General features: G+C 73.1%; 22 protein-coding genes and 1 pseudogene. 6 read left to right on the plus strand and 17 right to left on the minus strand.

The window, feature by feature from the left end; all coding sequences use genetic code 11:
- Window positions 1-4: 4 nt before the first annotated feature.
- Window positions 5-2,065: a BTAD domain-containing putative transcriptional regulator gene (locus tag ACIA5D_RS37030; protein WP_396035125.1), complete on the minus strand. Its 2,061-nt coding sequence runs from the start codon at window positions 2,063-2,065 to the stop codon at window positions 5-7.
- A 33-nt stretch (window positions 2,066-2,098) separates the two neighbouring features.
- Here ACIA5D_RS37030 and ACIA5D_RS37035 point away from each other — a divergent pair, with 33 nt between their 5' ends.
- Window positions 2,099-2,965, plus strand: a complete 867-nt coding sequence (locus ACIA5D_RS37035; protein WP_396035126.1) for an alpha/beta fold hydrolase — start codon at window positions 2,099-2,101, stop codon at window positions 2,963-2,965.
- A gap of 165 nt (window positions 2,966-3,130) precedes the next feature.
- Complete coding sequence (locus ACIA5D_RS37040) at window positions 3,131-4,321, plus strand: PLP-dependent aminotransferase family protein (protein WP_396035127.1); 1,191 nt, start codon at window positions 3,131-3,133, stop codon at window positions 4,319-4,321.
- Here ACIA5D_RS37040 and ACIA5D_RS37045 read toward each other — a convergent pair.
- The 14 genes and pseudogenes from ACIA5D_RS37045 to ACIA5D_RS37110 all read right to left on the minus strand — a co-directional run bounded on the left by ACIA5D_RS37045 (window position 4,302) and on the right by ACIA5D_RS37110 (window position 19,955).
- Entirely contained in the window at window positions 4,302-5,711 is a 1,410-nt protein-coding gene (locus ACIA5D_RS37045; protein WP_396035128.1) for a hypothetical protein, read from the minus strand. The genes ACIA5D_RS37040 and ACIA5D_RS37045 overlap by 20 nt on opposite strands.
- A gap of 157 nt (window positions 5,712-5,868) precedes the next feature.
- Window positions 5,869-6,693, minus strand: coding sequence for a sugar nucleotide-binding protein (locus ACIA5D_RS37050; RefSeq protein WP_396035129.1), 825 nt, complete (start codon window positions 6,691-6,693; stop codon window positions 5,869-5,871).
- 54 nt (window positions 6,694-6,747) lie between these two features.
- On the minus strand, window positions 6,748-7,296 hold the full coding sequence (locus ACIA5D_RS37055; protein ID WP_396035130.1) for an RICIN domain-containing protein: 549 nt from the start codon (window positions 7,294-7,296) through the stop codon (window positions 6,748-6,750).
- A gap of 167 nt (window positions 7,297-7,463) precedes the next feature.
- Window positions 7,464-8,099: an SRPBCC domain-containing protein gene (locus tag ACIA5D_RS37060; RefSeq protein WP_396035131.1), complete on the minus strand. Its 636-nt coding sequence runs from the start codon at window positions 8,097-8,099 to the stop codon at window positions 7,464-7,466.
- Window positions 8,099-8,446, minus strand: a complete 348-nt coding sequence (locus ACIA5D_RS37065) for an ArsR/SmtB family transcription factor (RefSeq protein ID WP_396035132.1) — start codon at window positions 8,444-8,446, stop codon at window positions 8,099-8,101. Before ACIA5D_RS37065 ends, ACIA5D_RS37060 begins: the two co-directional genes overlap by 1 nt.
- Before the next feature lie 33 nt (window positions 8,447-8,479).
- A complete protein-coding gene (locus ACIA5D_RS37070) occupies window positions 8,480-9,328 on the minus strand; it encodes a P1 family peptidase (protein WP_396035133.1) in 849 nt (282 codons plus the stop codon).
- An 8-nt stretch (window positions 9,329-9,336) separates the two neighbouring features.
- The gene (locus tag ACIA5D_RS37075; protein WP_396035134.1) at window positions 9,337-10,923 is read right to left on the minus strand and encodes a methyl-accepting chemotaxis protein; all 1,587 of its coding nucleotides are present in this window, start codon (window positions 10,921-10,923) and stop codon (window positions 9,337-9,339) included.
- 101 nt (window positions 10,924-11,024) lie between these two features.
- Entirely contained in the window at window positions 11,025-11,591 is a 567-nt protein-coding gene (locus ACIA5D_RS37080; protein ID WP_396035135.1) for an NADPH-dependent FMN reductase, read from the minus strand.
- Between the two features lie 61 nt (window positions 11,592-11,652).
- On the minus strand, window positions 11,653-12,513 hold the full coding sequence (locus ACIA5D_RS37085) for an alpha/beta fold hydrolase (RefSeq protein WP_396035195.1): 861 nt from the start codon (window positions 12,511-12,513) through the stop codon (window positions 11,653-11,655).
- Window positions 12,514-12,979: 466 nt separating this feature from the next.
- On the minus strand, window positions 12,980-16,033 hold the full coding sequence (locus ACIA5D_RS37090) for an FtsX-like permease family protein (protein WP_396035136.1): 3,054 nt from the start codon (window positions 16,031-16,033) through the stop codon (window positions 12,980-12,982).
- Window positions 16,030-18,957, minus strand: a complete 2,928-nt coding sequence (locus tag ACIA5D_RS37095) for an FtsX-like permease family protein (RefSeq protein ID WP_396035137.1) — start codon at window positions 18,955-18,957, stop codon at window positions 16,030-16,032. Before ACIA5D_RS37095 ends, ACIA5D_RS37090 begins: the two co-directional genes overlap by 4 nt.
- Window positions 18,958-18,985: 28 nt before the next feature.
- A pseudogene (locus ACIA5D_RS37100) lies at window positions 18,986-19,372 on the minus strand (RNA polymerase sigma factor); the annotation flags it as partial.
- Window positions 19,360-19,548 (minus strand): sigma factor, encoded by a 189-nt coding sequence (locus tag ACIA5D_RS37105; protein WP_396035138.1) that lies wholly within the window; start codon window positions 19,546-19,548, stop codon window positions 19,360-19,362. The gene ACIA5D_RS37105 and the pseudogene ACIA5D_RS37100, both read right to left, overlap by 13 nt.
- Entirely contained in the window at window positions 19,545-19,955 is a 411-nt protein-coding gene (locus ACIA5D_RS37110) for a YciI family protein (RefSeq protein ID WP_396035139.1), read from the minus strand. Before ACIA5D_RS37110 ends, ACIA5D_RS37105 begins: the two co-directional genes overlap by 4 nt.
- An 89-nt stretch (window positions 19,956-20,044) precedes the next feature.
- Between ACIA5D_RS37110 and ACIA5D_RS37115 the strand changes: the two genes are divergently transcribed.
- Together ACIA5D_RS37115 and ACIA5D_RS37120 are read left to right on the plus strand one after the other, a co-directional pair.
- Window positions 20,045-20,914, plus strand: coding sequence for an LLM class F420-dependent oxidoreductase (locus tag ACIA5D_RS37115; protein WP_396035140.1), 870 nt, complete (start codon window positions 20,045-20,047; stop codon window positions 20,912-20,914).
- A 22-nt stretch (window positions 20,915-20,936) separates the two neighbouring features.
- Complete coding sequence (locus ACIA5D_RS37120; RefSeq protein ID WP_396035142.1) at window positions 20,937-21,455, plus strand: hypothetical protein; 519 nt, start codon at window positions 20,937-20,939, stop codon at window positions 21,453-21,455.
- Window positions 21,456-21,465: 10 nt separating this feature from the next.
- Here the strand turns inward: ACIA5D_RS37120 and ACIA5D_RS37125 are convergent, their stop codons facing one another.
- A complete protein-coding gene (locus ACIA5D_RS37125) occupies window positions 21,466-21,606 on the minus strand; it encodes a hypothetical protein (protein ID WP_396035143.1) in 141 nt (46 codons plus the stop codon).
- A gap of 105 nt (window positions 21,607-21,711) precedes the next feature.
- Between ACIA5D_RS37125 and ACIA5D_RS37130 the strand changes: the two genes are divergently transcribed.
- Window positions 21,712-22,128 (plus strand): hypothetical protein, encoded by a 417-nt coding sequence (locus tag ACIA5D_RS37130; protein WP_396035144.1) that lies wholly within the window; start codon window positions 21,712-21,714, stop codon window positions 22,126-22,128.
- Between the two features lie 56 nt (window positions 22,129-22,184).
- On the opposite strand, the gene ACIA5D_RS37135 is transcribed toward ACIA5D_RS37130, so the two are convergent.
- The gene (locus tag ACIA5D_RS37135; RefSeq protein ID WP_396035145.1) at window positions 22,185-23,657 is read right to left on the minus strand and encodes an aminobutyraldehyde dehydrogenase; all 1,473 of its coding nucleotides are present in this window, start codon (window positions 23,655-23,657) and stop codon (window positions 22,185-22,187) included.
- An 82-nt stretch (window positions 23,658-23,739) separates the two neighbouring features.
- On the opposite strand from ACIA5D_RS37135, the gene ACIA5D_RS37140 reads away from it, so the two are divergent.
- Entirely contained in the window at window positions 23,740-24,225 is a 486-nt protein-coding gene (locus tag ACIA5D_RS37140) for a GAF domain-containing protein (protein ID WP_396035146.1), read from the plus strand.
- The last annotated feature ends 67 nt before the right edge of the window (window positions 24,226-24,292 follow it).

Consider the following 24,292-nt stretch of genomic DNA (forward strand, 5'->3'; position numbering starts at 1 on the left):
CCGGTCAGAGCGCGATCCGTCCGAGGGTGAGCAGCCCGCTCCCGGCGCCGGCCAGCTCACCCGCGGCCGGGCGCAGCGCCTCCCGGGCGCGGGCCAGGCAGTCGTCGTCACCCAGGGCGCCGGCGGCCCGTTCCAGCAGGCACCACATGGCCTCGGTGAGCAGGTCCGGCGGCGGGTCCACCGTGGACTTCAGGACGCGACGCGCCTCGTCCGGCAGCCCTTTCCCCAGCAGAACCATGGGGCGAACCCACGGCTCGTACGGGCCGTAGTCCCCGTCGGCGGCCGGAAGTCCGCGCCTCAGCCGGACCGTCAGCAGGGCCAGGTCGAGCAGGCCGTTCTCGAGGCCGGGCATGCCGGCGCCGTCGAGGCGGGTCGCGGCGCGGCGGTAGGCGGGCTCGGCCGCCCCGGGGTCGATCAGCGACAGGCGCAGGGCGCGGAACCACTCGGTGAAGACCGCCACCAGGGGCAGCTCGTGGCGGGCCGCGAGGGCATCGGCGGCCTCCGCGTGTTCGGAGGCGGTGGCGAAGTCGTCGAGGGCGCCGAGGGCCTGCATGCGGATCAGGTGTCCGAGCACCTCCGAGGTGACCAGTCCGTGCCGGGCCGACAGCTCGATCAGCTCGCCCCCGATCGCGTCCCGCTCGCGCGCCAGGCCCACCCGGTGGGTGCTCTGCATGAAGAGGCCGTTGAGCGCGAACGCCAGCAGCGCCGGGTCGTCCTGCGCGCGAGCAAGCCGGACCGCTTCGCAGGCTTCCTCGAGCCGGCCGGGGCGCAGTCCGCGCGACTCCACGGCGATGGTCGCCAGAAGCCGGGCACGGGCGGCCGGGTGATCGGCGCCAGTGCCGGCGCGGAAATCCGGGCTCTCGCTCGCGGTGAGGGCGCGCGGGCCGCGGCTATCGGTCGCGGTGAGGGCGCGGAAGGCGGCCGCCACGACCTGGGAGGCCTGGGCGGGGTCATCGGAGCGGGTCCAGATGGCGGGGACGTCGTAGGCGCCGATCACCCGGGCGGTGAGCTCGGGGTCGCCCAGTTCCTCGGCGGCGGTGATCGCGGCGGTGCGGTGCCGGCGAGCCGCGACAAGGCCGCCGCCTCCGGTCACGGCGAGGCTGCGCAACAAGCCGACGGTCGAGTCCAGGCGTACCCGGGCGCCCGCGGCGACGATCCGGTCGTAGTCGGCCGCTGCTTCGGCCCAGACCTGCGCGGCCGGAGCCGAGTCAGCCGGAGCCGGGGCAGCTGAGGCCGGATACAGCGCCGCGGACTGGCGGAGGATGTCGGACTCGAGGCGGGCCAGGGCCGGGGACGGGTCGAGGCCGAGGCGGTCGGCCAGCTGGGTGCGGGCGCGGCGCACCACGGCGAGGGCGTCCGCCTGGCGGCCGGTGCCGTAGAGGGCCAGCGCGAGCAGCCGCCAGGCGTTCTCGCGCCAGGGGTGGTCGGTGACGTGGGCGTCCAGGTCGGGGATCGCCTCGGCGGGCCGGCCGCTGTCCAGGCGTGCCTCGGCCAGGCGCTCGACGGCCTGCAGGCGAAGCTCGGCCAGCCGGGCGCGGGCGCCGCGAGCCCACGGGTCGTCGGGGAAGTCGGCGTAGGCGGGGCCGCGCCACCACGACAGCGCCTCGGACAACGCCGCGGCCCCACCAGCCCCAGCAGCCCCAGCGGCCCCAGCGGCCCCAGCAGCCCGAGGAGCGCCGAGACCCTGCGCCGACACGGCGCGCAGCACGGCCTCGAAGCGCCAGGCGTCCACCTGGTCGATGGCGGCCCGCAGGGCGTACCCGGGGCCTTCGGTGACCAGGACGGTGGCGGGCGCGCGGGCCGCCTTGCCGGGTTCGATGGCTCGGCGCAGGGCCGCGACGAATGTGCGTACGGCGGCGTTTGCCCCGGCCGGAGGCGCCACCCACAGGTCGGTGACCAGATCGGCCAGCGGGACCACCCGCCCGTTCGCGGCGATCAGCCGCGCCAGCACGGCGCGATGCCGCGGGCCCTTGAGCGGCACCGGCGAGCCCGCGTCGTCCCAGGCGGCGACCGGTCCCAGCACGCCGAACGACACCCGCACCCGATCACGGTACTGCTTGCTCATCGGATGCTCATTGGCGCGCCGCAGCCTGGTGACATGACAAACTTCTCCAGCCACCGGGTGCGCGTCGCCGACGGTGTCGAGTTGCACGCGAGCGTGGGCGGCAACGGCAGCCCCATTGTGCTGCTGCACGGCTTCCCGCAGACCCACCTGATGTGGCGGCACGTGGCCGCCGATCTCGCGGCCGACCACACGGTGATCTGCCCGGACCTGCGCGGGTACGGCGCGAGCGACAAGCCGGCCGAGTCGTCGCCGGACATCTACTCGAAGCGGACCATGGCGGCCGACATCGTGGCGCTCGCCCGCGAACTGGGCCATGAACGGTTCGCGCTGGTGGGGCACGACCGGGGCGCGCTGGTGGCGTTCCGCGCGGCGATGGACCACCCGTCGGTGGTGACGCACCTGGCGTCGCTGGATGTGCTGCCGACCCTCGACATGTGGGACGTGATGCACGGGACCAGCGCGGCGGTCGGCTTCCATCTGTACCTGATGGCGCAGCCGCCGGGGCTGCCCGAGGAGATGATCGCGGCGAGCGCGGACGCGTTCTTCGGCTACTTCCTCGACCTGTGGGTGAACGATCCGGCCGCGATCCCGCCGGCCGTGCGCGCGGAGTATCTCCGAGCCTGCCGGGCGGCGGTGCCGTCGATCGTGGCCGACTACCGGGCGTCGGCGGGCGTCGACGTCGAGCACGACCGGGCCGACCGGGTGGCGGGGCGGACCCTGTCGATGCCGGTGACCGTGCTGCAGCAGGACTGGGGCGCGGCGCTGGGCTTCGACGCGGCGGGGCTGTGGCGGGCGTGGGCGCCGGATCTGCGGCACATCCCGGTGACGTGCGGGCATTTCATGGCCGAGGAGGCTCCGGCCGAGGTGACGAAGGCGGTCCGCGATCTGCTGACCCGCTGATCGAGGGGCGGGGCCACCGGATCGGTGGTCCGTGGCCCCGCGGGACCCTATTTCCTTAACGTGCGCTAAGGTGGGCACGGCTCCTCGATCAGGCAGCCTCTCCGCGCCCGCGCCGACCCTGCGCCCCGCGCCCTCGCCTGTTCGCGCCTTTCTGTGGAGCCCCTCATGGTTCAGTCCGCCGTCCGCACGCCCCTGCCCGCCCAGCGCCTCGCCGGCGTCGCCAGCTCGCCCGTGCGCGACCTGCTCGCCCTCGTCGACCGCCCCGAGGTGATCTCCTTCGCCGGCGGCCTGCCCGCGCCCGAGCTGTTCGACCTCGACGGCCTGCGCGCCGCTTTCGATCGCGTCCTGGGCAGCGCCGACGGCCGCCGCCACCTGCAGTACGCGCCCACCGAGGGCAACCCCGCCCTGCGCGCGCTGGTCGCGGCCCGGATGACCGCTCGCGGCCTGTCCACCGCCGCCGCCGACCTGCTGGTCACCACCGGCTCGCAGCAGGGCCTCACGCTGATCGCGGCCGCGCTGCTCGACCCCGGCTCGGTCGTCGCCGTCGAGGAGCCCACCTACCTGGCCGCCCTGCAGTGCTTCCAGCTCGCCGGCTGCCGGATCGTGACCGTGCCCTCCGACGACGCGGGACTGGAGAGGGCGTTGCGCGAACACCAGCCGAAGCTCCTCTACCTGGTGCCGAACTTCGCCAACCCGACCGGTCGCACGCTGACGGCCGGGCGGCGCGCCGGGATCGCGGCGCTGACCGCCGCGCACGGTGTCTGGGTGGTCGAGGACGACCCGTACGGTGAGCTGCGCTACCGCGGCGAGCCGGTCCCCGCGCTCGCGTCCCAGCCCGGCGCCGAGGAGCATGTTCTGCACCTCGGCAGCTTCTCGAAGATCGCGGCGCCGGGCCTGCGGCTGGGCTGGGTGCGGACGCCGCCCGCCCTGCGTCCCGCGCTCACGGTCGCGAAGCAGGCGGCCGACCTGCACACGTCCACGATCGATCAGGCGGCCGCGGCCGCGTGGCTCGCCCACACCGATCTCGACGCACATCTGGCAAACCTGCGAGACGCGTACGCGCAAAGGCGCGACGCCATGATGGCGGCCATGCCCGAGACCGCGCCCGCGGGAAGCACCTGGACCGATCCCGACGGCGGCATGTTCACCTGGCTGCGCCTGCCCGGCCCGGTCGACACCGCGTCGCTGCTGCCGGCCGCCCTCGCCGGCGACGTCGCTTTCGTGCCCGGCGCGCCGTTCTACGCGGGCCGCCCCGACCACGCCACGCTGCGACTGTCGTTCACCACGCACACCCCCGGCGAGATCACCGAGGGCATGCGGCGGCTCGGCCCGGTGCTCAGGACACCTGCTTGCTGACCCACGGCAGGCAGGCCTTGTCGAGGGTCGCGAACGGCGCCCCGTACGCGTCGTGGGAGGCCTGGTCGAGGTCGTTGTCCTCGGTCAGCACCAGCCGCACGAACGTGAACAGCTTGGTCTCGCCGTACTTGTGCGCCATGCAGTCGACCGCGAGGTGGCTCAGCCCGTAGAACGCGTCGCCGGCCCGCGCCGGGGCTTTCGGTCCCGGCCGGGACGGCACCATCGACTTCGGCGCGGCCCGGTCGAGCTGCCATCGCACGCTGTACCGGCGCAGGCTCTGCGCGGCCGTCTTCGGCCGCCACCCAATATACTCGGCGATGCCCTCGCTCAGCCACGTGTCCTCGACCGCGTCCATCTGGTACGCGCCGGTCAGCGTCACCACGTGCCCGAGTTCGTGCTGCACGGTCGTCGCGAGCGTCAGGGCATCGTCCATCTCGGACATCCGGATGATGACGTCGATGCCCCGCTTGTTCAGCGGCACCGCCAGCCCGATCGCCCACTGGTCGTTCTCCCCGCCGTACCAGGCCTTCCACTGCTTCTCCCCGGCCAGGAAGATCCGGTACCGCTGCTGCGGGGTGCCGTTGAGCGCCGCGTACCGGTCGGCGACGCCCGCCGCCTTCTCCGCCACCGGCAGCACCGTCGTGAGGTATTTCGCCTGCGCCTTGTCCGCCGCCAGCGTCACCCGCTTGCCCTGCGCGAACACCAGATCGCCGCTCTCCCACGGCGTCGGCTGGTGATGGTCCGGCTGCGGCGCCGCCGCGATCCCGGTGATCACATACTTGCCGCCGACCGGTTTGAGCGTCAGCTTCTGCGAGATCCGCGGCGCCTTCTCCCACTCCGTCGACGGGCTCTGCGGGCACATGTCCGCGCTGAAGCAATAGACCAGATCGGTGCGGACGGACACCGCGGTCGCATCCCCCTTGACCGGCTGCGCGACGCCCGGCTCATAGCCGGCATGACTGACGCCGAGCCCGCGCAGGTTCCGGAAGACCGAGCGGTACTTCCCGCGCAGCTTCGCGTCGACCGCGGCCAGCCAGGCGTTCTCGTCCCCGCGGGTCAGGGCGGCAGCCTGCGCGTCGAGCACCGCAACGGCCTGGTCGTAGGGCGCGGCCGGCGCTGGCGACGCGGCCCCGGCGCTGGGTGCGGCAACTGCCGCGCCGTCCGGGTCGGCGCCGGGCTTCAAGACCACAAAGCCAGCGACGAGTACGGCCAGAGCACCACCCACCGCAACAAGAGCGCGGGTACGGCGACGCGACCGTCCCGGCAGCACCACTGCGACGGCCGAGGGCTCAGGTTGAACGGATTCGGGCTGGGTCGGCTCGGTGTCGTGCTCGGGGACGCGCTGGGGCGGGATCTGGGGCGTGGTCGAGAGATCGGGCCCCTCGTGCATGGCGTCTCCTCCGGTGGGCGGGCCCAGACGGCGCGGGCGTCTGGTGATCTAAGCAGGTTCACCGATGTGACGCGGACCCGGTTGCCACCATCGATGCCTACCGCACCGGTGAGCCCGCCACTATCGGCAAAGACGGCACCGCGACGGCGTGGCCGGCCTACCGCTCGCCGCCCGCCGCGCTCTGCAGGAACTCGCGGCAGCCCCGCAGGCGCGTCGTCAGCACCTCACCGGCCCGGTCGATGATCAGCTGGAGGTCGACCGGGGCGGTGACACCGGCGGGGATCGGGCCGTGCGGGATGAGCGACGGGTCGAGGCCGTCACGCTCGGCGACCAGCACACCCAGGTCGTAGCGGCTGATCGGGTCGGCGCCGGCCACGTTGAGCACGCCCGGGTAGCCGTTGGTGGCCAGCTCGATCAGCGCTCCGGCGAGGTCGTCGACATGGATCGGCTTGCGGACCTGGTCGGTGAAGAGCATGCCGTTCGCCCGGCCCGCGATCAGGTCGCGGGTGAGCTTTTCGTGTACGCCGCGGCCGTACCCGAGAATCAGCGACGTCCGCACGATCGCCGCCGCCGGGTCGATGGCCTTGACGGCGGTCTCGGCCGCCGCCTTCGCGGCGCCGTAGCGGTAGACCGGGTCGGGCAGGGCGGTCTCGTCGTAGTAGATGTCGCGGCCGGAGAGCACGGCCTCCGTCGAGACGTGTACGAGGCGAGCGCCGGCCCGCGCCGCGGCGAGCGCGATGTGGGCGGAGCCGTCGGCGATGGTCGGCCAGTCCTGGCGGCCCGCGGCGGTGTGCACCACGACGTCCGGCCTGACCTTGCGGACCAGGGCGTCGACCGCGTCGCGGTCACGCACATCGAGCGGCTCGCCGCCCGCGATCGCGTTGCTGAAGTACGTGCCGGTGACGTCCCAGCCGGCGGCGGCCGCCCGCGCGGCGGCGGCGCTGCCCAGGTGACCGCTCGCGCCGGTGATCAGCATCCTCATGCCGGCGAACGTTACAGCGCGGGCCCCGCGACCAGGCGAATGGACGAGCGCACGTTACAGCGCGGGCCCCGCGACCAGGCGCATGGACCAGCGGCGGGACTGCTCGGCGTCGCACCCGTACTGCACGGCCACGCCGTTCTCGGCGCCCGCGCCACCGGCGATGGTGAGGCATTTCCTGCTGCGGCCGTTCTCGATCAGCGTGTCCCCGACCGGCACGACGGACAGCAGGATGCCGGCCCCGGTCGGGGCACGCAGCCGCCACTGCCGGGCCGGGTCGTCGTCGCAGCCGTACTGCGTCGCGAACCCGTTGTCGTCCAGGCTGCCGGCCGCGATGGCCAGGCACTTTCCGCTGTTGACGTTGATGACCTGGTAGAGATCGGTGCCCTCGGCCCGCACGAACCGCCAGCGGTACGAGGCGTCGCGGCCGCATTCCTTCTGGATGAGAATGGCGTCGTCGGCCAGGCCGCCGGCGGTCACGGTGAGGCACTTGCGACTGTTGAGATTGACCAGCTGAAACCCCAGCTGGACGAGATCCGCGTTCGGCTCGCCATAGCCCGCGGTGGCCGAGCCCACCACCGTGGATGCCACCACCAACGACGTCATGAGGCAACGCCCGAACGATCGCATGAGAAATACCTCCGGACACCTGGATCGGTTCCGCAGAAGCTAGCGGTTATTTTCCTCTTTACCCGATTTTTCGTACTTTAACGGGGTGTCGGCGAGTCGCCGGGGCGATTGGCAGCGAACCGCCCCGGCGGCGACGACGGCGGTCAGCCGCCCGTGTAGGCGGCATAGCCCCGATCGGCCATCCCGGCAGCGACCGTCGCGTCCTCGCCGTCGGCGACCGCGGCCTCGGCCCACGAGTCGGCGGCCAGCCGATGGAAGAGCTTGCCCTCGTCGGAGGTCATCCACGCCATCACCTCGTCCATCGACGGGCGCGGCGCCGAGCGGTCGGCCAGGTAGTTCGCCAGCCCCCACAGGCCCCCGTCCCAGCCGAGGCCGGTGGCGGTCGGGCCGAACTGCTCCCACCACTCGTCCTTCACGTGGGCCCAGTGCTCCAGCTCGAAACGAGTACCTGAGCCGGCCGCCGAGAGGCGCACCTCGATCCAGCTGACCTCGCCGCCGTACTCCCAGGTCGCGGCATAGCCGCGAGGCTTGTCGCAGGCGGTGACGGTGCCGCCGGCGTTGCCCTCGAGTTGGTAGTGGCCGCCCTCCTTGAGCTCGCCGGAGATCGGCAGGAACCAGCGCTCGATGCGCTCGGGCCTGGTGACGACCTCCCACAGGTCGTCGATGTCGGTGTCGTAGACCTGGCTGATCGTCGAGACGCGGACCTCGCCCGCCTCGAGGGTGCGGCGTCCGAGCGTGCGGCGCACCGAGCTGATCTGCTGTTTGACGTCGATCTTCATCAGGAAGTCCCCTCGTCGTTCAGACGGCGTTGTCTTTTGCCACGCGCGACCTCGGTGGCCATGGCGGCCAGCCGCGGCGCCCAGAATCGCCGGAAGCGGCCCAGCCACTCGTCCGCCTCGCGCAGCGCGGTGTCGTCGACCGCGTAGAGGCGGCGCGCGCCGTCGGGGCGCACGGTGGCGAAGCCGTTGTCGCGCAACACCTTCAGGTGCTGGGAGACGGCCGGCTGGGAGATGCCGAACTCGGCCCGGATGACGTCGGTGACCTCACCCGAGGACCGCTCGCCGTCGGCGAGCAGCTCGAGGATGCGACGGCGCACCGGGTCGCCGAGAACGTCGAACGCGTGCATGACCCGTACGATATCAGGCTTGGCTTATATAAGTCACGCGTGAGATACGGCGTTCCGGATCGCCGACGCCATCGTCTCGGTGGCGCAGGCGCGCAGCAGGTCGAGGTCGGCGTCGGCGGCGCCCGTGGCCAGGGCGACCACCGCGTCACCGTCATAGCGTGAATGGGCAGGATGAATGGCACGGGCATATCCGGTATGCCCGCTCTGCGCCAGCAGGAAGCAGTCCGATTTGCCGAGCCGGGCATCGGTCAGCAGCACCCCGACGGTCGTGTTCTGGAACGGCGACGACACGCCCGCCGGGCCGGAGGAACCGCCGAAGAGCGGCGAGCCGGACGGGGAGAGCACGTCTCCCCAGGCGTTGACCACGACCACGGCGGCCACCGAGGCGGAGCCCGCCGACCCGAACGCCACCCCGAGCCCGCCCGGATCGAGCCGCGACCGCCACTTCCCCGTGGTCGCCCCCGTCCCGGCCCCCACCGCCCCGGAAACGAACGGCTCGCCCCGCAAGGCCGCGTCGAGCGCGGCCACGCCGGCATCGGCAAAGGGCGGCGGATCTCCGACCGACCCGTCGAAGATGGACATCCCCACCACGATCGGCACCGGCCCGAGCGGCGTCTCGAACCCTGCCCCGCGCGCCCGCAGCCCGCGCATCACCCCGTCGCCGGCCGCCAGCCCGAACGCCGACCCGCCCGAGAGCACGACGGCCGACACCGACGAGACCAGCCGCGTCGGAGCGAGCAGCTCGAACTCCCGGGTCGCCGGCGCTCCCCCGCGCACCTCCCCCGACCCCACGGTCCCGGCCGGCGGCACGATCGCGGTCACCCCGGTCCCGTCGCCGGTCCAGTGCCCGGCGTACGCGGAAAGCAGCTGAGGAGCACTCATCCGTTCATCTAATACCGGAAGCTCGACACCAGCCCGCTCAACTCGGTCGACATCCGCGCGAGATCGGCCGTGGCCTGCTGGGACTGCTGCACCCCTTCGGTGGTCAGCCGGGCGCCCTCGGCCACCCCCGTGATGTTCTGCGCGATCTCCCCCGACCCGGCCGCCGCCTCGCCGACGCTCCGGTTCATCTCGGCCGTCGTGGCCGTCTGCTCCTCCACCGCCGACGCGATGGTCGTCTGGAAGTCGCTGATCCGCGCGATCACCCGGGTGATCTCCTCGATCGCCATGACCGCCCCGCCCGTGTCGCTCTGGATGGCCGACACCCGCCGCGAGATGTCCTCGGTGGCCCGGGCCGTCTCCTGCGCGAGGTCCTTCACCTCCGAGGCCACCACCGCGAAGCCCTTGCCGGCCTCGCCCGCGCGCGCCGCCTCGATGGTCGCGTTCAGGGCCAGCAAGTTCGTCTGTTCGGCAATCGAGGTGATCGTCTTGATCACGTTGCCGATCTGCGACGACGACTCCCCGAGCTGGTTCATCGTCGTCGACGTCCGGCTCGCCAGCCCCACCGCCTCGGCCGCCACCTGCGCCGCCTCGCTCGCGTTCTGCGAGATCTCCCGGATCGACGCGCCCATCTGCTCGCTGCCGGCCGACACGGTGTCGACGCTGCGTGAGACCTCCTCGGCCGCCGCCGACACCGCCTCGGCCTGCTCGGAGGTCCGCGACGCCGACTCGGCGATCTGCCGCGACGCCCCGCTCATTTCCTCGGCCGCCCCCGCGAGCGACGTGGCCGACCCGTCGATCGTCGCCACCGTCGTGCGGAGCCGGTGCAACGCAGCGTCGAGCGCCTGCCCCATCTGACCCGGCTCGTCCGAGGAGGTCAGCCCGCTGGTGCGGGTGAGGTCGCCGGCCGCGAGCCCGTCGCAGACCGCCTTGACCCGCAGCAGCGACCGCACGATCGACCGGGAGATGTAGTACCCGAGCAGCATCGCGGCCGACGAGCCCAGCACCAGCAGCACGATCGTCTCCAGCCGGTTCTCCCGGTGGTCGGTGCTCGCCTCCTCCGCCGAGCCGGCGGCATCGTCGTTCTCCGCGGCGCGCAGGGCCGCGAGGTTCTGCTTGACCTTGTCCATGAGCGGCGCGATCTCGGCGTCGCGGGTCTGCCGCCAGGCCGCCACGTCCTTGGCCTCGCCGGCCGGGATCTGCTTGGTGGTGGCGATGTCGACGTACGAGGCCCAGTCGTCCTCCAGCGCCGCGACGAGCCCGGCCTCGGCGGCAGGCCCGCTGGCCCGGTAGGCGGCCAGCGCATCCTCGACCGCCTGCAGGTCCGACCGGAAGGTCTCGGTGTACTTCCTGGTGGTCGCCGCGTCGCCGGAGAGGATCTGGTTGGCGAGGCTGAGTCGCGACTGCGCCATCGCCGTCGAGACCAGGCCGAGCGCGTTGGAGCTGGAGAGATTGCCGGCGTAGATGTTGTGCGCCGCGATCGCCGCGCCGTGCAGCGCGTGCAGCCCGAGGATCCCGATGACCAGCGCCACCAGGACGCCCATCACCACGATGATCCCGATCTTGACCTGCACCCTGAGATTCGCGAAGAAGCTCACGTTCAAACCGTACGGATGCGAGATGCGGCCATGGTCGGGATTGCCCCAGCTCAGGCGCCTCGATGGCAACGGCGGCCACACGCGCCTCGATGAGCGCGCCTTTATCCCCGCAGCTGCTCGAGCGCGCCGGCCACCTTGACCAGCTCGTCGAGCATCGCCGTCGCGGCCGTCTCGGTCGTCTCCGACGGGTCGAAGCGGCCGTCGACGAGGCGGCTGTGCACGAACGGGATGTTCACCTGCTGCGAGATCATGAAGAGGTTGAGCGCGTAGACCGCCCCGTGCAGCGCCATCGCCGACCGGGTGCCCGCCGAGACGCCGCCGTAGCTGACCACGCTCGCGGCCTTGTAGCGCCACTCGTTGTGCAGGTAGTCGAGGGCGTTCTTGACCGCCGCGCCCAGCGAGTAGTTGTACTCGGGGATCACGAACACGATCGCGTCCGCGGCGGCGACCTTCTCGCTCCAGCGCTTGGTGTGGTCGTGCTGGTACTTGCTCAGCCGCGGGTGGTGCGGCTCGTCGAGCAGCGGGAGGTTCTCCTCGGCCAGGTCGACGACGCTCACCTGGAATCCGCCGTGGGCCTTGGCGGCGTCGACGAACCACTGCGACACCGGCAGGCCTACCCGGCCCGGGCGGGTGCTCGCGACGACTACCAGCAGATTCAGGTCACTCACGGGGCCGTTCCGTTTCTCATGGGGGAAAGTTGCTGCATCAAACAATAACCCCCGGCGGCCCTCAGCCTCGTTTGATGTTCGCCACGATCGCGTCGACGAGCCGGGGCCACAGCGCCACCGGCAGGTCGTGCCCCATCCCCGCAATGATCTCGAGCCCGGCCCCCGGCACCGCCGCCGCCGTGGCCTGCCCGCCGCTGACCGTGATCAGCGGATCGTCGGCCCCGTGGATCACCACTGTCGGCGCCGTGACCTCGCGCAGCCCCGCCGTCCGGTCCGGCGACGCGAGGATCGCCGCATACTGCCGCAGCGTCCCGGCCGGCCGGTACCCCCGGTCGTACTTGGCCGCTGCCCGCCGCTCGAGCTCGGCGAGCGGCGCCGGATACCCCGGCGACCCGGTGACCCGCGCCGCCCGGACCCCGTTGGCCACCGCCTCGTCCCGGCTCGCCGCCGGCGCCCGCATCAGCACGGCCGCCGCGTCCGGCGTCGGATGCCCCACCGCCCGGTCCCCGGTTGTCGACATGATCGAGCAGAGGCTGGCCACCAGGTCCGGATGATCGATCGTCAGCTGCTGCGCGATCATCCCGCCCATCGAGGCGCCCACCACGTGCGCCCGCTCGATACCGAGCGCCTTGAGCAGCCCCGCCGCGTCGCCCGCGAGATCGGACAGCAGATATCCCGCCGAGGACGGATCGCCGCCGAAGATCGCGGCCACATCGGGAAGCCCCAGTTCGTCGAAGCCCGCGGACAGCCCCGAATCCCGGTTGTCGAACAGCACGACCCGGAACCCGCGCCGGGCCAGCATCTCGACAAACCCCGGCGGCCAGTCGATGAGCTGCGCCCCCAGCCCCATGATCATCAGCAGCGGCGGATCCCCCGCGTCGCCAACGGTTTCACACCAGACATCGATCCCATTGGCGCGCATATAAGCCACGCACCCATCCTGCCGCCGAATTTCACATTCCAAAACCCTCATTCGTACGGCTCGGAGACGTCCCCCACCACAGCGCCGTCTGTCCCGCGGCCCGGTGGGCTTCGCGGCCGTTCCCGTGCGAGCCAGAATGCCCCCGACCAGGCACCGGATCCCGCAATGTGGCGATCGCTCTCTCTGTGAGGCGGCGGCGCCTGGGCCAGCCGAGGCCGAAGCCAGCGCCGCCGACAGCCGCCGACCCGCCGCGACGGGCGGCACCCACGATGACCATGCACGACCCCGGGCCAGGGCAACCCCGGCCCAGCTATCGACCCGCCGCGACGGGCGGCACCCACAGTGACCATGCACGGCCCCGGGCCATGGCAAACCCCCGCCCAGCCACCCACCCGCCACAACGGGCCGCACCCCACAGTGACCACGCACTGCCCCGGGCCGTGGAAACCAGACCGGTGTCCGGGCATCAGCGGATGGCGCGCAACGTGCGGCGCCCGGCCAGGATCGCCACGCCCGAGAGCACGGCGAACGCCACCACGGCCGTGCCGATCAAGCTGAGCACGCGCGGGAGGACCGGGAACGGCAAGGCAGGCGGGTGCAGCCCGGCCAGCGGCAACGCCCACCCGGTCAGGCGCCACCCGAACAGCGCAATCGCCATCCCCGCCAGCACGGCAGCGCCGACCATGACCGGGTACGTCCACAGTGTCGCCCGGCGGACCGCGGAGCGCGGCAGCCCCTGAGCGCGCAGGGCGGACAGATCCTCGATGCGGCGCGCCCGGTCCACCGCGGCGGCCAGCACCAGCGCGCCGGCCGCGAGAGCGGCGGCCAAGGCTCCGACCAGGATGTAGAACCACAGCGCGAGGGCAGGGCCCTGCTTGTCGAGCCGGGCGCGCACCTGGGTGGCGCTGGTGTCGGTGGTGACCACCAGACCGGCCGAACGCAGCCGGTCAAGGACGTCGGCCGGCGCCTTCGGGGAGAGCCACACCTGGGCGGCGGTGCTGGGGATCGCGTCGGTGGCCAGCCGGTCGGCGTAGTCGAGGTCGGCCAGTACCGCGGGCGTGCCCACACCCGGGACGGCCGGGAGCCGCAGCGCCGAGGCGATCGGGAGCGCGCGGCCGTCGAGGCCCAGAACCGACGCAGTGGCCACGTCTCCGGCGGTCGCCACCGGCAGCGGGCTCGGCACGCCGGACGGTTGCACGAACACCCCGTGGGGCAGCCCGTTGAGCGACGTTATCTGCACGCGCAGACCGGAGGGCCCGGCCGTGACCGTCCCGCCGTCGGAAATACGCCACCGGCCGACCGCCCCGAGGACCTCCGGCGGGATTCCGGCGGGATCGCCGGACGCGTCGGGATCGCCGAGCTGTGCCGGCGCGGCGCCCGTGGCCGCCACCGAGTGCAGCGTCACGTCGCCGGTCACGTCGAGCGATCCCTCGCGGCCGTTCAGCTGGAAGGCCTTCACCCGGCAGCCGCCCGCGCACGCCCGCACGTCCGCCTCGTACCGATGACGGCCCGGCTGCAGCTCCCCCAGCTCGACCGGCTCGTCGGCGGGGCCGGCGACCGGCGCGAGAACCACCGTCGCCAGCAGCGACTTGCCGATCGTCAGCTTCGACGCGGTCACGTCGAACGTCAGCCGCGCGCCGCGCACCTGCAGCGGGGCGGCGGCGGCCGGGTGCAGCGTCGCCGCCACCCGGGCGGGGTCGAAGCCGCCCCACTCGGCAATCGCCGCGGCCCGGGTCGAGTCGACCGCGATCGCGGCGGGCCGGCCCTTCTCGGCGGGGAGGCGGACGGCCGCCATCGCGTAGGCGCCCGCGGGGTCGGCGGCGCGCACCGCGGCCAGCAGGCCCTGGCGGCTGACCGGGCCCACCGTCACGACGCGGTCGGCGCCGATGCCGATGCCCGCCTCGAGGGAACGGCCCCGGGCGCCCACGTCGACGGCGCAGGCGGCGTACCCGATGACCGCGACCGCGGCCGTGAGCAAGGCGAACAAGCGCGCCCCGCCGGGACGCCGGGAGACCTGGAAGGCCGCCAGCGACGCCGCCAGGTGGCCGTCGCGCAGCTGGCGGCGGGCGATGAGCGTGGCCCACGGCAGCACCAGCCGGGCCGCCACCAGCGCCGCGGCGACGAGCACCAGGCCGGTGGCGAAGGTGCCCACGCCGGTGAGGGCGCCGCCGGTGAGGGCGAGCTGGGTGACCGCGACGGCGGCCAGCAGCACCACCACGGCCTCGGCAGCGACGGCGGTGCCGACCCGGGGCGCGGGCGGCACGCGGCGCAGCAGCTCGGCGACCGGGCGGCCCAGCTGGCGGCGCTCGGCCAGCAGCGCGGTGACCATGGCGGCGGCCCCGGCGGCGGGGGCCCAGCGCAGCGCCTCCAGGCCGGGGTCGGCGCCGACGCCGGGAAAGCGCCACGCCGCGAACGCGTCGACCAGCAGCTGGCCGGCCAGGCAGCCGAAGATCGCGCCCACCAGGATGGACACCAGGTTTTCGCCGGTGGCCAGCCACCAGCGCTGGCCCCAGCGGGCGCCGCGCAGCGCGACCACCGCCAGCTCAGGGCGCCGGCCCTCGGTGCCGTAGCCGACGGCCAGGTAGATGGTGAGGCAGGCCAGCAGCACCAGGGACACCGCGAGGACGGGCACGATCTCGTGGGCGGCGTCGCGGCCGCTGTCGATCCGGGCGAGCAGCGTGGGGATGCCCGTCTCGATCTGGAGGCCGTCGCCGAGCTTCGCGGCCCGCTGCTGCAGCGTCGCCAGGCCGGAGCGAACCGCGGGCAGCCGGTCGACCGACAGGGCTCCGGGGGTCCCCGCGCCGTCGACGCTGAGCTCGATGGCGCCGTGGTCCATGGCGGCCACGGACGCGTTGGTGACGAAGGCGGGCTCGCCGGGACGGCCGCCGGTGTCGGCGCCGAAGTAGCCGTGGGTGCCCCAGTACGGGTCGCCGGCATCGGTGGCGTGGTAGACCCCGGCGATCAGGAAGCGCTTCGGCCGGCCGTCGGCCTCGAAGATCTGCACCTTGGGGAGCCAGCGGGCGAAGACCGGGTGCACCTCGTCGCCGGGGGCGAGCCGTAGCCGTGCCGCGGTCTCCTCGCCGATGACCATGTCGGACTCGCCGATCAGGCAGCGGCCGGCGGTCATGGTGAGGTGGGCGCAGACGTCCTGGCGGTAGACGACCCGGGTGCGGATGTGGTCGTCGGGCTCCATCCGGATCGCGGGGAACTCCGACGCGTACGTGTAGTCGAAGCCGGGCAGGTTCAGCAGGGACGCGCCGGTCCGGCCCAGGTCGACGTCGGCGGCGACGGCCTCGGGGGCGGTGCGGCCCTCGCGGTGGTCGTGCTGGCGGGCGATCAGCGTGAGGCTGCGGGAGGCGGCGTCGGCGGTGCTGACCTCGCCGGCGGCGACGGCCCGGTCGGCGGCCCGCAGGTAGGCGGGGGCGGCCACGGCGGCGGCGACGCCGAACAGGGTGAGCAGGGCGAGGGTGAGCGCCTGGCCGCGGCGGGCCCAGACCATCGCGAGGACGAGCGCGGTCATCGGGTCCCCCGGCGGGTGGCGAGCAGGGCGGGGACGCCGAGGACGATCAGGCCGGTCGCGGCGGCGAGGGCCAGCACCGGGGCGGAGAGCACGCCGGGTGGCTCGACCACCTGCCAGTTGTCGGGGAACGGCGTCGCGACGATCGCGGCGACCGGGCGGGCGATCAGCGCGGCGAGCAGGCCGCCGGCCACGCCGGTGAGCACGAGCGCGGCGGTGCCGGCCCGGCCGGTGAACGAGGCGGTGGCGCGGGAGAGGCCCTGGGCGCGCAGGGCGGCGAGCATGGCCTGGCGGGGCTCGCGTTCGGCCTCGGCCGCGACGGCGATCATCGCGGCGGCGACGAGCAGGGCGATCGCGGTGGTGAGGATGGCGAACGGCGCGGTGACGAACCGGCCCTCGGCGCCGAGCGCGGTGGCGCGGGCGGCGGAGGTGCGGTCGTCGACGACGGTCAGGCCCGCGCCGGTGAGCGCGGTGACCAGCGACGCGGGGGCGCCGGCGGCCAGCCAGACCTGGAAGGTGCCGCCGAGGTCGGCGTCGCCGGCGAGCCGGCGGGCGGCGTCGAGGTCGGTGAGCAGGCCGCGCCGGCCCAGCACGGGGAGCACTTCGGCCTGGGCGATGACGCGTACGGGGGTGGCGGTGCCCCCGAAGCGGCCGGACATGGCGTCGTCGAAGCGCCACTGGTCGGGCCGCTCCCCCGCGATCACGACCGGCAGCGGGACCGGGGCGTCCACCAGGCGTACCTCGGTGCCGGACCGCGCGTCGGCGGCGACGGTGAGGCCGCGGCTCGAGGCCGCCAGCCGCGGCGCCACTCCGATGTAGTCGGCGTGCCAGCGGCTAACGTCGGCGAGGCCGGCCGTGTCGAGCACGGTGGACGCGGCCGAGGCGAGCGAGCGGATGGTCAGCCCGCCCGCGGCCGGGAACAGCTGCCAGCCGACGAACCGGCAGCCGGGCGCGACCGCGCAGGCCGGCACGGCCGCGGTGACCTGCTGGTCGCCGGCGTGCAGCCCGCGGAACTCGACCCGCAGGCCGGCGCCGGTGCCCTCGTGCTGGAGGATCGCGCCGAGCAGGGCCGGGCCGCGAGCGTCGCGGGTGAGGCGGACCTCCAGGGTGCGGCCGGTGATCAGCGGCGGGTCGGCCGGCAGACGGGCGCCGCCGACCGCGCCGGCGAGCGCCCCGACCGGGCCGGACTCGGCATGCCAGGTCGCCACGGCCGCGAGGCGGCTCGAGTCGACGGCGAGCACCGGCGGGTCGGCGGTGGTGTCGACGACGACGGCCATCGCCTCGCGGCCGGACGGGTCGGCCTGGCGGACCGCGTTCTGCAGTTGGGTGCGTGACTCGGCGCGGACCGTCAGGACCCGGGCCGCGCCCAGCTCGACGTCGGCGCGGGCGGCGCGCTCGGCGCGGTCGGCGACCAGGCCGCCCGCGGTGAGCGCGACCAGGGCGACGGCCACGACCAGCAGGGCCAGGACGCGGTCGGCGCCGGGCCGGCGGGACACCTGCACGGCGGTGAGGCCGAGCCGCACCCGGCCGGCGCGGATCGCGGCCCCGCCGGCCCGGTCGGTGACCCAGCGCAGCAGGCGGGCCAGCAGCAGCCCGACTGCGAGCGCGACCAGGGCGGGCGCGGCGGCGCCGAGGCCGCCGGCCGGGCCGCCGGTGCGGGCCTGGTAGACGGCGCCGGCGGCGAGGGCGAGGAACGCGATGTCGACGAAGCGGGACCGCCAGTCGCGGCGCACGCCGGGGACGCGGCGCAGCAGGGCCGCCACGGGCGCGCGCTGGGCGATCGCGTCCATGCCGGTGAGCACGAGCAGGCCGCCGGCCGCGACGGCGAGGACCGCGCCGATCGCCATGAGCAGCGCGATCCACCATTCGGAGCGGACCGGCAGGGCGCCGGCGACCGGCCAGGAGGCGAGGATGCCGGCCGGCAGCCCGATCGCGGCGCCGATCAGCAGCGGCGGCACGTGCTGGCCGGCGGTCAGGCGCAGCAGGCCGCCGCGGGTGGCGCCGCGCAGCTTGAGCAGGCCGGCGTCGGCGCGGCGGTCGCGGCCGGTGAGCCGACCGGCCAGGCCGAGCGCGAACCAGGCGAGCACCAGCAGCTGGACGAGGGCGACCAGGACGCCGGTGAGGACCGTGCGGCGGTCGGCGATGACCGCGTCGAACAGGGTGCCGGTCGGGTTGTCCAGGTCGAGCTGGGCGGCGGCGAAGCGCGGGCCGGCGGCGTTGAGCACGCCGTTGAGGTCGTAGAGGTTGTCGCCGCGCAGCAGCGGCAGCGGCACGGGCAGGGACACCGCGAGGGTGGGGCGGCCCAGCTGCGGCTGCCGGAACGTGTCGAGAGTGGTGAAGACGGGATCGAGGTCGCCCTGCGACTTGAACAGCGGGTCGGTCCAGTAGTCGCCGACCGTCTCGTACACCCCGACGACCTTGAGGCGCACCCCGTTGACGGCGCCCTCCGGCCGTACGGGAAGGGTGTCGCCGGTCTTGAGGGCGAGACGGCGCGCGACGTCCGCGCTCACCGCGACCGACGACGGCTCGCGCGGGCAGTCGCCGGTGAGCCGGACATGCGCGCAGAAACCGTCGCGGTAGGCGATCGGCATGCCGGTGGGGGCGTTGCCATGGCGGGCGTCGATGTAGGTGGTGTTCTGGGCGAGGCCGACGATCGGCGCCGCGCCCGGAAGATCGAGCAAACCGTTGACACGTACGACCAGAGCGTCGAGCGCCTTGCGGGGATCGCCGCCGGTCTCCGCCTGCGGCTGGTGGACGGTGACCACCCGCTCGGCGGCCGGGCGGGCCTGCACCTCGGCGCCGGCGGCCCGGGACGCGACGGTCAGGCCGTACCAGGGCGCGGAGGCCCCCGCGGCCGCGGCCAGCGCGGCGAGGAGGGTGAGCAGCGCGGCCTGCGCGGTACGCCGTCGTACCGCGCTCCAGCTCACGAAATACATCCGCACCCGCTTCCCCGTGTCACCGCAGCCGCGCGGCTCGGGTGGTCAGGTAGCGCCGCTCGGGCAGGCTGGTCGTGCGGCCTGCCGCGGCAGCGTACAACTGTGCGGCCCGCTCCGCCTCCCCCGCCCGCTCGAGCAGGTGGGCGCGGACGGCGTCGACCCGGTGGCTTTCCCGATCGACCTGGTCGAGAAGCGCGAGCCCGGCGCCGGGTCCGTCCACCATGGCCAGCGCGACCGCCCGGTTCAGGGTGACCATCGGGTTGCCGGTCATCCGCTCGAGCAGGCCGTAGAGGGCGAGGATCTGCGGCCAGTCGGTGTCGCCGGGCTTGGCGGCGCGGGCGTGCAGGGCGGCGATCGCGGCCTGCAGCTGATACTCGCCGACCGCGCCGCGGGTCACGGCGGCTCGCGGCCTGCCGTCTGCAGGAGCCAACCGCGGGGATTATCGGGAATTTCCCCCCAGTTCAGGTACGCAGCGAGCAGCGCCTCCTGTACGGCGTCCTCGGCCGCGCCGAAGTCCCCGCAGCGCCGGGCGAGAATGCCCAGCACCTGCGGGGCCAGCGACCGCAACAGCTCCTCGATCACTCCGTCAGCGCGTCGAAATCGGCGTTCGACATCACGCGGCGCACCGTGATCGGCTGCCGCAGCGGCACCCCGCCCGGCCCCGGCACCGCCGACACCAGGGCCGCGATCTCGAGCGCCCGCTCCTCCGACTCCACCTCGACGATCTGGTACCCGGCGAGCATCTCCTTGGACTCGGCGAACGGCCCGTCGGTCACCACCGTCGCGCCGTGGCCGTCCGACACGACCTCCTTGCCGTCGGCCGGGCTGGTCAGCGCCTCCCCGCCGACGAGCTCGCCGGTCTCGGTGAGCTCGCGGTTCAGCGCCGCGTAGTAATCCATGTGCGCGCGGATCTCGTCCGGCTTCCACTGGTCCATCGGCTCGGGCACGTCGCCCGGCCGGTAGTCGACGATCAGCAGGTAGCGCGGCATCTCATCCTCCTCGTGTGGCTGGTTCCTCGGCGGAAGGACGAAGCTGATCTCCGTCGCTCGACATCATCGCGTGGATTAAGTTCGCAGACATGAGTGTGCGCTTCGGGGTGTTCGTGCCGCAGGGCTGGAAGATGGACCTGAACGAGATCGCCGACCCGGTCGAGCAGTATGAGGCGATGACCGCGGTCGCCAAGGCTGCCGACGCCGGCCCGTGGGACTCGATCTGGCTCTACGACCATTTCCACACCATCCCCATACCGACCATGAACACCACCTTCGAATGCTGGACCGCGTCGGCGACGCTGGCCCGCGACACCACCCGCGTCAACATCGGCCAGATGGTCGGCTGCAATGGGTATCGCCAGCCGTCCTTGTACGCCAAGATCGCCTCGACCGTGGATGTGGCGAGTCACGGCCGGCTCTACGCCGGGCTCGGCGCCGGCTGGTACGAGCACGAATGGCGGGCGTACGGCTACGAATGGCCCGAGGTGCCGCAGCGGATGGGCGCTTTCCGGGAGGCGGTGGAAATCGTCCACAAGATGTGGACCGAGGACCGGCCCGTCTTCAGCGGAAAGCACTATCAGATCGACGGCCCGATCAACCAGCCCCGGCGCAAGCCGCAGTTCTGGCTGGGCGGCGGGGGCGAAAAGGTGACGCTGAAGCTGGTCGCGAAGTACGCCGACGGCAGCAACGTCGGCAACGGCGACGCCGCGCTGATCCGGCAGAAGCTGGCCGTCCTGCGCAACCATTGCGAGACGGTGGGCCGCGACTACTCCGCCATTGCCAAATCCACCACGATCGAGGTCGATCCGTCGTGGTCCACCGCCGACACGATCGCCCGGGTCGAGCAGGTGGTCGAGGCCGGCTGCGACTACGTGATCTTCTACATTCCCCGGCTGGCCTATGACCATTCGCCGCTGCACCGCTTCGCCGCCGAGGTGATCCCTCAGTTCGCTTGACGGGTGCACGACCATTGAGGACGTGGAATCCCCTTCGACCCTGCCGAAGCGCGGGCAGAGCCCGCTTCCGTTCCTCAAGGGGCACGCCTACCGGTTCGGCGAGAACATCGTCTACGGGCTGATCCTCGCCGTCGCCGTGTCCGGGCTGTCGCTGGCCGCCGCCACCACCGGCGGCCGGCCACGCCTGGTCGGCGTCGGCGCGGCGATGAGCGGATTCATGGCCCTGGCCCAGATCGTCGGCGCCACCCTGGCCGGTCAGCGGCAAAACGGCCTCGCCGTGTTCCTGGCCGCCAAGTGGGTGCTGATAGTCGGCGTCCTGGGTCTGCCGTTCGTCTTCGCGGCGATCGGGATTCCCCTCGCGACCGCCACCACGGCGTTCCTCGGCGCGGGCATCGGCATCGTGGCGAACATGGTGGCGTGGGTCCTGGGAATCAAGTACCTCTACCGGCCGGCCGAGCTCCCCCGCTGGTGGTGGCGCCTTTCCGTCCAGGCTTTCGCGTTCGCCGGCGCGATCGCGGCGCTCGCCGTCTCGGCCCTGTAGCCGGTGGCCCTCAGGCCGAGACGTCGTTGCCGGCGGCCGCCTCGCGCACCTGCTCGTCGGAGAGGCGGCCCTTGAGGTGCAGCTCGACGTGCAGGTCCATGCCGGTCACCAGCTCGACCGCGTGCGCCCGCAGCAGCCCGCCGGTCTCCATCTCGAAGGTGACTTCGATCGGTGAGCCCGGCGGCAGCTGACCGGCGGACGCTCTCCGGGTGACTGGTGCTGTACGCGGCTTGTGTAACCCGTGTATCCAGGTGGCATGGATATCGACGTTGCCCAGACGGCGGGCGCGGTGCTGCCGTACGTGACCGGCGCGGTCGCCGCGTACGGCGCGACCACCCTCGAGAAGGTGCGCGAGGCGGTCGTCGACAAGGCCGCCGACGGAACGGTGAGCCTCGGCCATCGCGTCCTCAACCGGATCCTGCGCCGCGACGAGTCCCGGCCGGCCATCGAGGGCGCGATCGTCGACGTCGCCGCCGGCGAGGAGGACAGCGAGGCGGTGCTGAAGCTGCAGATCCGCAAGGCCCTCGCCGCGGATCCCGAGCTGGCGCGGGACGTCGCCGGGATGCTGTCGAGCGGGGGCGTCACCATCGTGGCGTCCGGCGAACGCTCGGTCGCCACGCACACCAACTACGGCGTGATCAGCACCGGCGACAACTCCACGTTCCGCCGGTGATCTGAACGGAGAAAGCCCGGGCCCCCTCGGCCCGGGCTTTCCCTCTGACCCCCGATTCAGCCCAGTGAATGCATGACGTGCTTGATGCGGGTGTAGTCCTCGAGGCCGTAGACGGAGAGGTCCTTTCCGTGCCCCGAGTGCTTGAAACCGCCGTGCGGCATCTCCGCCACCAGCGGGATGTGGCAGTTCACCCAGACGCAGCCGAAGTCGAGACGCTGCGTCATGCGCATCGCGCGGGCGTGGTCCCTGGTCCAGACGCTCGACGCCAGGCCGTATTCGACGCCGTTCGCCCACGCGACGGCCTCGTCCTCGTCGGTGAACTGCTGGACGGTGATGACCGGGCCGAAGATCTCGTCCTGGATGACCTCGTCGGTCTGCCGCAGGCCGGAGATGACCGTCGGCGAATAGAAATAGCCGCGGTCGCCGACCCGGGCGCCGCCGGCGTTCAGCACGGCGTGGTCGGGAAGGCGGTCGACGAAACCGGCGACCCGGTCGAATTGGCGGGCATTGTTCAGCGGGCCGAACAGCACGTCCTCGTCGTCGGCCGCTCCGGTCTTCGTCGCGGAGGCCTGGTCGGCAAGGGCCGCGACGAAATCGCCGTAGACGCGCGGCGACGCCAGCACCCGGGTGGCGGCGGTGCAGTCCTGGCCGGCGTTGAAGTAGCCGCCCACGGCGATCGCCTCGGCCGCGGCCGCGATGTCGGCGTCGTCGAAGATCACCACCGGGGCCTTGCCGCCCAGCTCGAGGTGGGTGCGCTTGAGGTCGGCGGACGCGGCCGTCGCGACCTCCATGCCCGCGCGGACCGAGCCGGTGATCGACACCATCTGCGGGGTGGGGTGGCTGACCAGCTGGCGGCCGGTGTCGCGATCGCCGACCACGACGTTGAGCACGCCGGGCGGGAGGAACTCGGCGGCGATCTCGGCGAGCATGACCGTGGTGACCGGCGTGGTGTCGCTCGGCTTGAGGACGACCGTGTTGCCGGCGGCGATCGCGGGCGCGAGTTTCCAGACCGCCATCATCAGCGGGTAGTTCCAGGGCGTGACCTGCGCGCACACGCCGATCGGCTCGCGGCGGACGTACGACTCGAACCCGTTCATGTACTGCCCGGCCGAGCGGCCCTCGAGCAGCCGCGCGGCGCCCGCGAAGAACCGGATCTGGTCGATCGCCGGCGGCAGCTCCTCCGACTTGGTCAGGCCGAGCGGCTTGCCCGTGTTCTGCGACTCGGCCGCGACCAGTTCGTCCGTCCGGGCCTCGATCGCGTCGGCGAACTTGAGCAGCGCCTGCTGCCGCTCGCTCGGCGTCGTGTTCCGCCAGGTCGCGAAAGCCGCCGACGCCGCTTCCATGGCCTTGTCGACGTCCGGCTTGCCGGAGACGGGCGCGGAGGCGAAGACTTCGCCGGTCGCCGGGTCGATCAGGTCTTCGTATCGGCCCTCGGCGGGCGCGGACGCGGCGCCGCCGATGAAGTTGTGCAGCACAGTCTTGGCGGTCACTCGATCTCCAGACGCAGGATCGGACACTTTCCCGGCCATCCTTCCACTGATTCCGTTGCAGACAAGACTCTTGAGCTACGTCTTCCGTCAACCTCTCAGCTTTGCGCCCGGCGGCCGAACTATGCGGGAGTGGGGTCTTGACGACGCGACGCGGCTGCGGCGGCTGCGGGAATGCGGCCTGTTCGACGGCGCCCGGAGCGCCTCCCTGGATCGCCTGGCCCGGGCGGCGGCGCACCAGTTGCGGGCGGTTCGCGCGCAAGTTTCTCTCGTGGGCGCCGACCGGCGCGTGGTAGCGGGCCGGGCCGGCCCGCCGCTGACGCACTCTTTCTGCCGTTTCGTGACCGACACCGACGCGCCCCTGCTGATCAGCGACGCCCGCACCGACGACCGGTTCTCGTGGCATCCGGCAATCGGCGACGGGGTGATCGCCTACGCCGGCTTTCCCCTGCGCAGCCCCGACGACTACCCGCTCGGCGCGTTCTTCGTCGCGCACGACCAGCCGCGCGACTGGGAGCCGCGGGAGTTGCTGCTGGTGGAGGATCTCGCCGCCGCGGCGTCGAGCGAGCTGGCGTTACGGGCCGAGGTGCACCGGTTACGCTCGCATTAAACATTTATATCGTACGATTTTGGCAAAGCACCCCGGCCATCAAGCGATCTGGCCGATTGGTCACCCC

Origin of the sequence: Actinoplanes sp. NPDC051513, assembly GCF_044454685.1 — a bacterium.
Taxonomy (GTDB): domain Bacteria; phylum Actinomycetota; class Actinomycetes; order Mycobacteriales; family Micromonosporaceae; genus Actinoplanes.

Excerpts from the sequence above, each read along its gene's own strand:
- ACIA5D_RS37030 (WP_396035125.1), bottom strand. The coding sequence starts at position 2,065 with ATGAGCAAGCAGTACCGTGATCGGGTGCGGGTGTCGTTCGGCGTGCTG.
- ACIA5D_RS37035 (WP_396035126.1), top strand. The coding sequence starts at position 2,099 with ATGACAAACTTCTCCAGCCACCGGGTGCGCGTCGCCGACGGTGTCGAG.
- ACIA5D_RS37040 (WP_396035127.1), top strand. The coding sequence starts at position 3,131 with ATGGTTCAGTCCGCCGTCCGCACGCCCCTGCCCGCCCAGCGCCTCGCC.
- ACIA5D_RS37045 (WP_396035128.1), bottom strand. The coding sequence starts at position 5,711 with ATGCACGAGGGGCCCGATCTCTCGACCACGCCCCAGATCCCGCCCCAG.
- ACIA5D_RS37050 (WP_396035129.1), bottom strand. The coding sequence starts at position 6,693 with ATGAGGATGCTGATCACCGGCGCGAGCGGTCACCTGGGCAGCGCCGCC.
- ACIA5D_RS37055 (WP_396035130.1), bottom strand. The coding sequence starts at position 7,296 with ATGACGTCGTTGGTGGTGGCATCCACGGTGGTGGGCTCGGCCACCGCG.
- ACIA5D_RS37060 (WP_396035131.1), bottom strand. The coding sequence starts at position 8,099 with ATGAAGATCGACGTCAAACAGCAGATCAGCTCGGTGCGCCGCACGCTC.
- ACIA5D_RS37065 (WP_396035132.1), bottom strand. The coding sequence starts at position 8,446 with ATGCACGCGTTCGACGTTCTCGGCGACCCGGTGCGCCGTCGCATCCTC.
- ACIA5D_RS37070 (WP_396035133.1), bottom strand. The coding sequence starts at position 9,328 with ATGAGTGCTCCTCAGCTGCTTTCCGCGTACGCCGGGCACTGGACCGGC.
- ACIA5D_RS37085 (WP_396035195.1), bottom strand. The coding sequence starts at position 12,513 with ATGCGCGCCAATGGGATCGATGTCTGGTGTGAAACCGTTGGCGACGCG.
- ACIA5D_RS37090 (WP_396035136.1), bottom strand. The coding sequence starts at position 16,033 with ATGACCGCGCTCGTCCTCGCGATGGTCTGGGCCCGCCGCGGCCAGGCG.
- ACIA5D_RS37110 (WP_396035139.1), bottom strand. The coding sequence starts at position 19,955 with ATGCCGCGCTACCTGCTGATCGTCGACTACCGGCCGGGCGACGTGCCC.
- ACIA5D_RS37115 (WP_396035140.1), top strand. The coding sequence starts at position 20,045 with ATGAGTGTGCGCTTCGGGGTGTTCGTGCCGCAGGGCTGGAAGATGGAC.
- ACIA5D_RS37125 (WP_396035143.1), bottom strand. The coding sequence starts at position 21,606 with ATGGAGACCGGCGGGCTGCTGCGGGCGCACGCGGTCGAGCTGGTGACC.
- ACIA5D_RS37130 (WP_396035144.1), top strand. The coding sequence starts at position 21,712 with ATGGATATCGACGTTGCCCAGACGGCGGGCGCGGTGCTGCCGTACGTG.
- ACIA5D_RS37135 (WP_396035145.1), bottom strand. The coding sequence starts at position 23,657 with ATGGCCGGGAAAGTGTCCGATCCTGCGTCTGGAGATCGAGTGACCGCC.
- ACIA5D_RS37140 (WP_396035146.1), top strand. The coding sequence starts at position 23,740 with ATGCGGGAGTGGGGTCTTGACGACGCGACGCGGCTGCGGCGGCTGCGG.